This is a genomic window from Oscillospiraceae bacterium (genome assembly GCA_022483045.1).
Taxonomy (GTDB): Bacteria; Bacillota; Clostridia; order Oscillospirales; family Acutalibacteraceae; genus Caproicibacterium.
In genome coordinates this window covers 1,813,032-1,822,660 of sequence record JAKVOA010000001.1, presented here as the reverse complement: position 1 = coordinate 1,822,660, position 9,629 = coordinate 1,813,032, and the positions used below count along the sequence as shown (strand labels likewise).

7 protein-coding genes are annotated in these 9,629 nt (G+C 54.6%); 2 read left to right on the top strand and 5 right to left on the bottom strand.

Annotated features, from left to right (window positions below; translation table 11 throughout):
- The first annotated feature begins 268 nt into the window (after positions 1–268).
- Complete coding sequence (locus tag LKE53_08720) at positions 269–937, top strand: hypothetical protein (protein MCH3972825.1); 669 nt, start codon at positions 269–271, stop codon at positions 935–937.
- A gap of 191 nt (positions 938–1,128) precedes the next feature.
- Here the strand turns inward: LKE53_08720 and LKE53_08715 are convergent, their stop codons facing one another.
- The 3 genes from LKE53_08715 to LKE53_08705 all read right to left on the bottom strand — a co-directional run bounded on the left by LKE53_08715 (position 1,129) and on the right by LKE53_08705 (position 2,606).
- On the bottom strand, positions 1,129–1,419 hold the full coding sequence (locus LKE53_08715; protein ID MCH3972824.1) for a CD1845 family protein: 291 nt from the start codon (positions 1,417–1,419) through the stop codon (positions 1,129–1,131).
- An 82-nt stretch (positions 1,420–1,501) separates the two neighbouring features.
- Positions 1,502–1,840 (bottom strand): plasmid mobilization relaxosome protein MobC, encoded by a 339-nt coding sequence (gene mobC, locus LKE53_08710; GenBank protein ID MCH3972823.1) that lies wholly within the window; start codon positions 1,838–1,840, stop codon positions 1,502–1,504.
- 1 nt (position 1,841) lies between these two features.
- A complete protein-coding gene (locus LKE53_08705) occupies positions 1,842–2,606 on the bottom strand; it encodes a DUF3849 domain-containing protein (protein MCH3972822.1) in 765 nt (254 codons plus the stop codon).
- A 67-nt stretch (positions 2,607–2,673) separates the two neighbouring features.
- Between LKE53_08705 and LKE53_08700 the strand changes: the two genes are divergently transcribed.
- Positions 2,674–2,934 carry a hypothetical protein gene (locus LKE53_08700; GenBank protein MCH3972821.1) on the top strand — a complete coding sequence of 87 codons (261 nt, stop codon included), beginning with the start codon at positions 2,674–2,676 and terminating at the stop codon, positions 2,932–2,934.
- Positions 2,935–2,955: 21 nt separating this feature from the next.
- Here the strand turns inward: LKE53_08700 and LKE53_08695 are convergent, their stop codons facing one another.
- The gene (locus LKE53_08695; protein MCH3972820.1) at positions 2,956–5,592 is read right to left on the bottom strand and encodes an SNF2-related protein; all 2,637 of its coding nucleotides are present in this window, start codon (positions 5,590–5,592) and stop codon (positions 2,956–2,958) included.
- A 3,623-nt stretch (positions 5,593–9,215) separates the two neighbouring features.
- Positions 9,216–9,569, bottom strand: coding sequence for a TnpV protein (locus tag LKE53_08690; protein MCH3972819.1), 354 nt, complete (start codon positions 9,567–9,569; stop codon positions 9,216–9,218).
- Positions 9,570–9,629: the final 60 nt, after the last annotated feature.

The window sequence follows — 9,629 nt, the reverse complement described above, 5'->3', positions numbered from 1 at the left end:
CACGTTGAGTGCGTGGTATTGATGTCTAGGGTAAACTGACGGATGTGCGAAAAGCCCGATAATGCTGGTGCTTTCGGGGCTTGAGGGCAAAAAACCGGTGAGTCGAAACCGCCAAAATATCGCTTTGATGGAATCAGTCCAGAGGGCTAATTTCGGGCGCGAGTGGACGATATTGATGTCGGTGCTCGGCGTGTGGTCAGGATAGATGTCAGAGAAAAACGCGAAATTTGCATGCGCTGTTATAGACTTGATATGGGAGGAAACCATAATGGAAAATAAAAATGCACTTGTGCAAGCAATGATCGATGTTGAATATTATCCTCCGTCAGAGCTTGTAAAAATGAATATCGATATGACTGAAACGCAGAAATTTCCTATCGAGAAAGCAGTTGCATTGGGTGTAGTTTTCCAACCCTTAACACAGCTTGTAAGCTATGCAGTGAGTGGTGCTGGACAAAGTGGTCTGTACTTTGTTAATACTGCGGGAAAGACTATGTTTCAAAGTGGAGGTCAGTTTATTGGTAATCTTAAAGCAGCCAACGGTAGCGTTGGTGGCGGTCTTGCTAGAATGACGCAGATACCACTTGATCCAACTATGCTTTGTATGGCAGTAGCTATTATGGCAGTTGAAAAGAAACTAGACGCTATCCATGAAGCGCAAAAAGAGATACTTGCCTTCTTAGAATTGAAAGAGGAAGCAAAGCTCAAGGGTAAATATCACGCTGAATACACAGACGGCGCTGAGAAGTATGCCTATTACGATAATAAGCAGGGCGAACGGATTCTTGTCGTGTATAAGAAAAAGGAGAACGTCGGCTATGTTTTCATCGCAAAGAAAACAGACGATGCGGAGATGTTCTACCACGACACATTGGAAGGCATGCTGGACTATGTAGAGAAAACGATTAAAAAGGACGATACAGATGGTCAAGTTTAGGCAGATATAATAAGGACGACAAGTTCCTGAGATATGAATATTACCCAGAGGTCAAAACAGATAAGAAGCCTGGAATTACAGTCGTTGATCGAGAAATTCCCATTATGTTTTATACTTAGACTCCTTACAATTGGTAAAATGGCGCGGAACTTCCAAGAAAGCTCCGCGCTTTTAATTACAGGCTCTCTGCATTAATCATAAACCCGGTCCTGAATCGCATACCGCAAATCCTGTATCTTGCCGATTAACCACGCCGCAGCCATCGGGATTCCGAACGGACTGACGAGAAACGCCATCACCAGCAGGACGATCCCGTTCGTTACCTGATGAGTAATCAGTGCCAGCACACCGAAGATGCCGAGGACCGTTCCCGCAAGGCCGAACACCCACGCCGAGCAGTACAGCAGACCGGAGCAAATCCAGACGAAAATGGTCAGAACCACAATGACCGGAGCGACGAGTATTTTCAGTATCAGCCTCATAAATCGGCCCCCTTTATAATTTACTATAACGCCTTTGCTGTTTTTTTCAAGGATGCGGCAAAAAACAGCGGGGCATACGCCCCTATTTTAATTTAGCAAGTACGGCGAGAATATCATTTGCCGCCTGCCACAGCCGTTCCTGATTTTGGACAATATCCTCCAAATCCGAGCTGTAAACGCGCCCCGTTTCATGCACCCGCTTGGTAAGCTGGTTTAAGTTGTTGCTGGACCGGCGCAGGAGGAAAACCATCTCCTTCAGCTCTGGCAGTTCGAGCTTCACCACATACCCGTCGATGGAGATTTTGCGGAGATACGCCGCCATATTTTTCGTGCCGAGCTGCGCCATCTTCTGTTCAATCATTTCACGCTCCTGCGGAGTGACGCGGAATTTGAGCTGGATTTTCCGGTTGCGATTCGCCATGTCACAGCTCCATTTCTTTGCCCTTGGATGAGGCGGGCGGCTTTGGCTCGGCCTGTGTTTTTTGCAGCTTTTTCCGCACGGACGGCTTGCGCTGGCGAAGCGGTTGGTCGCGGTTTTCATCCTTCTGGATGAACGCGAAAATTCCCTTCCGGTCTTTGATCGTGGAAAATGACAGGGACTTGAACGGAAGCATGGCAAACAGCCGGTCCTGATCTTTGGTGGAAGCGCGGATCAGAAAATCCGGCGAAATCTGCGCCATGAAATGCGTACCGCTGGGACTGTTCGGCTCACGTTCGGATTGCAGACGCCGGAGCAGCCGCGTGGCCTCCGACTGAATGTCCTCTTTGGTCAGCGGCTGGGTCAGAAGGTATTCGCGCCGCGCCTGATTGATGAAAAGGTCTAACAGACCGGGATGCGCTCTATCTACGATAAATTCCAGGTTTCGATTATCCCCAAAGCCGTTCTCATCGTCAAAGACAGGAATTGTCCGCGCCCAATCCTTATTTCTGCGGTCAATGCGCCCATCCCAATCTTTCTCGCGGACAGTGTTCGCAAGCACATAGAGAGTGCGGTCAAATCCAAACTCGGCAATGACCTGTTTTGCACTGTCGCTGCCGAGACAATTATTTCGGTAATTGTCTCGGATAGCATCGTCGATGGCATCCCGGCAGGCAATGTTCGCCTTGTGGGACGCACGGTAAATCTCCAGTTCATTATGCTCATGGGCGTAAGTCGCCGGATATTTGTAGACGGGTATCGTATTCATATGAAACCTCCTGATTTCAAAATCAAGTAATATGTGATAAAATCTTTAGAGTAAAGCGGGGTGAAAAATGGCATACAGCGAACAGATGTGGCAGGACGCGAAAAAGAAATGCCGGTTAAACAATGAGGATATTGATCTTGCCAAACGCCTCGGTCTGAACCCACGTAGTCTTGTCAAAAACATCCCCAATAAAAGCGAACCGTGGAAAGCGCCGGTCAGCGTTTGGCTGCATGAGATAGATGAAAAACGCCGAAAGAAATCCGAACAAAAGCAGAAACGCAGGGCAAAGGCCGCTGCTTCCCGGAACGACGGCTCCGACACAAAATAATTCCGTGCCGGAGCCGTTTCTCTATCGGGCCAATTCGTGTTTTGGTTTTCTGCCCGTTCCGCAGACACACGGCTCTTTCAGGTTTTTCAGCACAGAGGGCCTTTCACTTTTCTCCAGAACCTCCGACGCCTGCCGCTGGGCTGGGGTGCGGCTGTCGATGTCCAGCAGCGCGTTCAGCTCCGCAAGGCGGGCGCTCTTTTGCGCAAGCTCCGCTTCCTGCGGGAATGGCTTTCCGATCTCGGCCTTTGCCGCATCCATCTGCGAATGAAGATTATCAAGCTGGGCGTGGACATTCTGCAACCGCTTCGGCATATCGGAAAGCGCGTTGTCGATACGGATCAGATTGCCGCGCGCGTCCTTGCCGAGCGTAACACGGTGGGTCATCTGTCCTTTAAGGGTAAGGATAAAATCCTGTCCGAACCCCTCCACGGACAGCGACACGGTAAAGCCCCGGTAGCTGCCGATCTCCATCGGTTCCAATCCCTTGACTTCTTTGCAGGCTTCCAGAATGGCGGCTCCGGCGTTGTCCTTGTCGGTGAGAGAATCGCCCCGCACCACCATCCCGGCAAATCCGTCCTTCGGATGCGGGTGCGCCTCCAGCGTCGCCATATCCGTTTCCAAACCTTTGATGAACCCTTTATTCCGCTCAATTTCCTCCGGGAAGTATTTGAGCAGATTGTCCTCCAGCCGGAACTGCTGGCTCTGATGGTTGGCTTTCATGAGTTTCAGCTTGGCCACGTCCATGTCGAGGTCCATCTTCTCCTTGATCCGCTCGTCCCCGGCGCACAGCGCCTTGATTTCCGCGTAGGAAAGCGCCGTCTCGTCAATATCCTCACAGGAGCGGACGGGGCTTTTGCTGGTCATGATCTGTGAAATGAATTTCTGCTTATTTTCCACAGTCTGCCAGAGGTACGAATCGAATGTCCCTTCGGTGACGTAACGGAAAATATGCCCTTCCGGGTTGGTGTTGTACTGCCGGATAATGCGACCGGATCGCTGTTCCAGGTCGCCCGGCCTCCACGGACAGTCCAGATCGTGGGAGGCGATCAAAAGGTCCTGCACGTTCATCCCGGCTCCCATCTTGGCGGTGCTGCCCATGAGGACGCGTACCTGTCCGGCGCGCACCTTTGCGAACAGCTCCTTTTTCTTCACTTCTGTATCGGCGTCATGGATGAACGCGATTTCACCGGCAGGGACGCCCCGCGCGATAAGCTTATCCCGGATGTCCGAGTAAACGCTGAACGGTTCCGGCGCGTCGGCATCCGGCGTAGCGTCCTGAAGGGCGTGAAGCTCCGTGCCGACCGCGAGCTTCCCACCGGCCCGAACCGCACGTTCCTCCTTCGCGGCGGCGCGGCTCTTTGGGGTGGAAATGTCGCAGAAAATAAGCTGCGTCAGCTTTTTGTCCTGCCCGTCGTGCCAGAATCGGAAAACATTGTTGACGCACATGTTGACCTTGCTGCCGGGATTGTCGGGCAACATTGGGTTGATGACGCGCTGATCGAGGCCGAGCTTGCGCCCATCCGACGTAATCTTCAGCATATTGTCCACGGTAGGATCAACGGCACCGGAATGGACGGCGGCAGCGCGCTCCGAGAGTTTTTTAACCATCTCTTTCTGAATCTCCGAGGGCTGCGCGACTTCGTTGTGGTATACGGCTTTCGGCGTGGGAAGGTTGAGCTGGTCGGCGGTCTTGATGTCCGTCGCTTCCTTGAACAGCAGCATCAGCTCTGGCAGATTGTAGAATCGGGCGAAGCGCGTCCGCGCCCGGTAGCCAGTCCCCTCCGGGGCCAACTCGATGGCCGTCACGGTTTCCCCGAACGTCGAGGCCCAGCAGTCGAAATGAATGAGGTTACGCTCTTTCAGGGTTTCGTACTGGAGGTAGCGCATCATCGTATATAATTCCGTCATACTGTTGGAAACCGGCGTCCCGGTAGCAAATACGACGCCCCGGCTGTGCGTGATTTCGTCAAGATACCGGCATTTCAGAAACATGTCGCTGGATTTCTGTGCGTCGGTGGTGGAAAGGCCCGCCACGTTGCGCATTTTCGTGTAGAGGAACAAATTTTTGTAATTGTGCGCTTCATCCACGAACAGGCGGTCCACGCCGAGCTGTTCAAAGGTGACGACATCATCCTTGCGGGAGTTGTCGTTGAGTCGTTTTAACCGGGCCTCAAGTCCCTTTTTCGTGCGCTCCAATTGCTTGATGGTAAACTGCTCTGCGCCGCTGTCTTTGAGTTCTTCCAGCCCGTTTTCAATTTCCCAGATCTGCTCCTGAATCAGCCGTTTTTGACGTTCCAGCGAGACGGGGATTTTCTCAAACTGCGAATGACCCATGATGATCGCGTCGTAGTCGCCGGTGGCGATCCGTGCGCAGAATTTCTTGCGGTTGCGTTTTTCGAAATCCTTTTTGGTGGTGACGAGAATATTGGCCGAGGGATATAGTCGCAGGAATTCGGAAGCCCACTGCTCTGTCAGGTGGTTCGGCACGGCAAACAGGGATTTTTGACACAGCCCCAATCGTTTGCCCTCCATTGCGGCAGCAACCATTTCATAGGTTTTGCCCGCGCCTACCACATGCGCAAGCAGGGTGTTTCCGCCGTAAAGCTGGTGCGCCACGGCGTTGAGCTGATGCTCCCGCAGCTTGATTTCGGGATTCATGCCGGGAAATACAAGATGCCGCCCGTCGTATTCACGCGGGCGGCTGGAATTGAACAGCTCGTTGTATTTTTTCGTCAGGGTCTGACGCCGCTCCGGGTCTTTCCAGATCCAGTCGCGGAAAGCGTCCTTGATAGCCTGCTGCTTCTGTTGGGCGAGAGTCGTTTCCTTGGAATTGAGCACGCGGCGCTCCTTGCCGTCCGGGTCGGTCACGGTATCATAGATCCGCGTGTCCCGGAGATTTAGGCTGTCCTCCAGAATCCGGTAGGCGTTGGCCCGGTCGGTGCCGTAGGTGACATACGCCGCCACGTTGTTGTACCCGACGCTATTTTTGCCCGAAATGGCCCATTCCGCTGTAAACGAGGAATAGTTCACCCGGATGCCGTCACGCACACCGGACGGCGGGTTTAAGAGTTCCTCCATAAACTGTTGGATGTATCCCTTGTCGATCCAGGTCGCGCCGAGCCGCACTTCAATCTCCGAGGCGTCCAGGTCCTTCGGCTGGGCGGCTTTCAGCGCCTCGATGTTGGGGGCGATTTTCTCCGCAAGGTCGGGCCGCATTTCCGCCAGAGCCTTGGCCAGCCGCAGCTTGCGGCGCACGTTGCCGGAAAGATATTCGTCGGCGGTAACAAACGGAATGCTGTCCAGCTTGTAAAAGGCTTTCGGAACGCTTGCCGGGCCCTGTTCACCAAGGTCGCGGAAAATGACGCCCCGAAGCTCGTCAGCCAGCGCCTCCGGCGTTTTGCCGGTGAGGGAAGCCATGTAGTCCATGTCCACCCGCGCCTTTTCCGCGATGGAGAGCGAGAGAGCTTCCGATGCCGTGTCCACGGAAGTGATGATTTTCCGCTGACGGATGGTGCGCTTAGTGAACATGTCGGCCTTGCGTTCCAGCTTGCCGTCCTCGTCAATCACTTCCAGAGAGCAGAGCAGATAGTACGAAGAATCCTCCGCAAACGCGAGGCTGTTCCCGCGCGAGTTGATGAGGCCGTATTTTGTGGAAAAAGTGTCGTAGAGCCGATTCAATTCCGCTTGCGTGTTTCGGATTTCCGCGTCGGAAGCGTATTCGTCGAGCTGCTGGTTGATGAGCTTCTGCACACAGTCCCGCAGCTCCACCATGCCCATGACGCGGGCCTTGGCCGTCTCGTTCAACTCCGGCCGCACCATGCGGGAATTCTCCCGATAGTACACCTTGCCGTCCACAACGGTATAGGAATAGTTTTTCACTTCGGGGTCTGCCGGGAGGGAATCGTCGATTTCCTCATTCTCACCGAGATCCGGCAGCTTCGCTTCAGCAATCCGCCCCTGAAGGTGCGAAACCGCCTCATGGAGCTGCTGGGCAAGATCGGCGTCGGGCAACGGTTCGCACGTCGTTTCCTTTTTATCCCCGTGCATCTTATCGTCCCACTGGATGGTTCCCAGCACCATTTCCGGGTGGTCGGCAAAATAGCTGTTGACGGGGATTCCATCCTCAGTCTGTCCGAGATGCACCCAATCGGGTTCAATGTCGATAGGCCGGTCGCGCTTTTGGAGAAAAAGGATGTCGGTGGTAACTTCCGTTCCGGCGTTGGCTTTGAAAGCGTTGCTGGGAAGCCGGATAGCTCCCAGCAGCTCCGCGCGCTGGGCGATATACTGCCGCACATCCGGGGACTGCTTATCCATCGTGTAGCGGCTGGTCACGAACGCGATCACGCCGCCCGGTCGCACCTGATCGAGTGTTTTGGCAAAAAAGTAATCGTGAATCGGAAAACCGAGCTTGTCGTAGGCCCGGTCGGAAACCTTGTAGCTGCCGAACGGCACGTTGCCCACGGCGAGGTCGAAAAAGTCTTTCCGGTCGGTGGTTTCAAAGCCCGCCACGGTAATGTTGGCGTTGGGATAGAGCTGCTTGGCGATCCGGCCCGTGATGCTGTCCAACTCCACGCCGTATAAATGACTTCCAGACAGTTCTTCGGGAAGTAACCCAAAGAAATTCCCGACGCCGCAGGCCGGTTCCAATATGTTGCCGGTCTGAAAGCCGAGATTTTTCACGGCCTCATAAATGGCCTTGATAACGGTCGGGCTGGTGTAGTGGGCGTTTAGCGTGGAGGCCCGCGCCATTTCGTATTCTTCGGCGGTCAGCGCGCCGACCAGTTCAGTGTATTCCTTTGACCACGAAGTGTTATCCGGGTCAAACGCCTGCGGGATGCCGCCCCAGCCGACGTACCGGGAAAGGGTGTCCTGTTCCTCCGGCGTCGCGGTACGGCCCTCGGCCTCAATGGTATTCAAAGTGCGAATGGCGGCGATATTGTACCCGTACTTGGTTTTCGCGCCGCCCTCTCCCAAATGATCGTCGGTGATGCGGAAATTTCCGGCGGCGGGCTGCTCCGGTGTAAATAAAGAGGCGTTGCGTTCGTCCTGCCGGATGCCGTTTTCAAAGGCGTCCCGGCTGACAACCTCATGGCTCCACGAATAGGGGCCGGTGTCGATGCGCACGTCCTTATCCCCAACATAGCCCACGGTGCCGGACAGTTCCTGCCCGCCGTAATCCAGCACCGCGTGATCGCCCGGTTGATAGGACGGCTTACCCTCCAGATTGGCAGGCTCCCGCAAAACCGGCTCATGGGAAAAACCGTCCTGCTCCCGCTGATACAAAGCGCGGAGAATGGGGGCGATTTCTTCCCACCGGGCGCTCCGGCGGCTGTTGTACTTGTCGTGAATATCAATCTCGAAACCCGTGGTGGTGGCAAAAAAATCCGCCGTCTCGCCGGTGGTCAGCTCCATCGTATCGGAAGTACCGGCGTAGGTTTCGGAAAGGCGCTGGGCCACACGTGTGTTGCCCTCGTTTTCGCGGAAATATCCCGCGATATGTTCCTTGTCCCGCTGTTCCAGCAGGCCGGAGGTCAGGGCTTCCCGCAGATCGGCGTCCGTGTGCTCCAAGTCCGCAGCCAGAAATTCCGTGATGGGACCGTTCCGGGAATCCTGCCGCAGCAAACTTTCAAAGTCCTCCCGGCTTTCGGCGCGAAAGATGGGATAGGCAAGTGCAGGGTCGCGGAGCTGGATGTCGGAAGTACCGATGTCGGTGATCTCAAAGGGCTTATTGTCCAGATATACCGTGTCGCCCACCTTGTAAGGATATAAAATTGCGGCGCTGTCGGGAATCGTCCGCTGGGTATCATCCCTTTGCGCGCCGGAAAGCGTCAAGACCACATTATGGAAAGTGATACCGTTCTCGATGGTATCGCCGGTGCGGGTGATCGGTTGGCCACTCAGATCGGGCGGCACGGGCTGTTCTTCCTGTGTGTAAAACCGATTTTCCCGGATGAGCTGGGCGATGCGCCGCTGCACCTTCGGCCAAGGCAAATCCGTCGATGTGTGGCCCACGGTAACGGGAAAGGCCGGAAGATCGTCGCCGTACTCGGTGCGCAGAAACGCCGCCGTGTCCTTGTCACGGGCATGTTCCCGCATATATTCAGCAACGGCGTGTTTGCTCTCAATATCGCCGTTCCATTCCTGAAGGGCGGTGTCAATGTCGGCTTGGGCCGTGCCGCTTTTTTCCGGCTTCTGCGGCGTGGGCATGGAAAAAGCGGAGGGCTTTTCGCTCTCCGCTTCGTCAATTTTCTGTATTTGTTCCTGCTCCGATGGGAAGAAACTTAGCTGTAGATAAGTTCCGTCAGAATCGTTTCCTCGGCCTGCGCTTTGAGGTTGTTCATGAGGCCCACCCAGTGCATTGGGTTTGACGCTTTCAGGCTTTCCGTCACGCCCGCCGATTTCATCAGTTCCGGCATCATCCGTTCCAGCCGCGCCGTCGCCGTCCTCTCGATCTCCAACAGGTGCGGGTACAGCTTCTCCGACAGCAGCAGGCTGCTGTACAGGACCGGACGGTGCTCCTTCAGGTAATTCTTCCGCATCCTCCCGTATTTCCCGATGCTCTCCGTCGGCTGCGTGATCGTCAGATCGGGAATCAGGTAATCCCCGTTCCGGCTGTAAGTCAGGTTGTTCTCCATGTGTGGCACTCCTTTCCGCGAGATGTTCGCGTTCATAATTTTTAATGGTGACTTCAATCT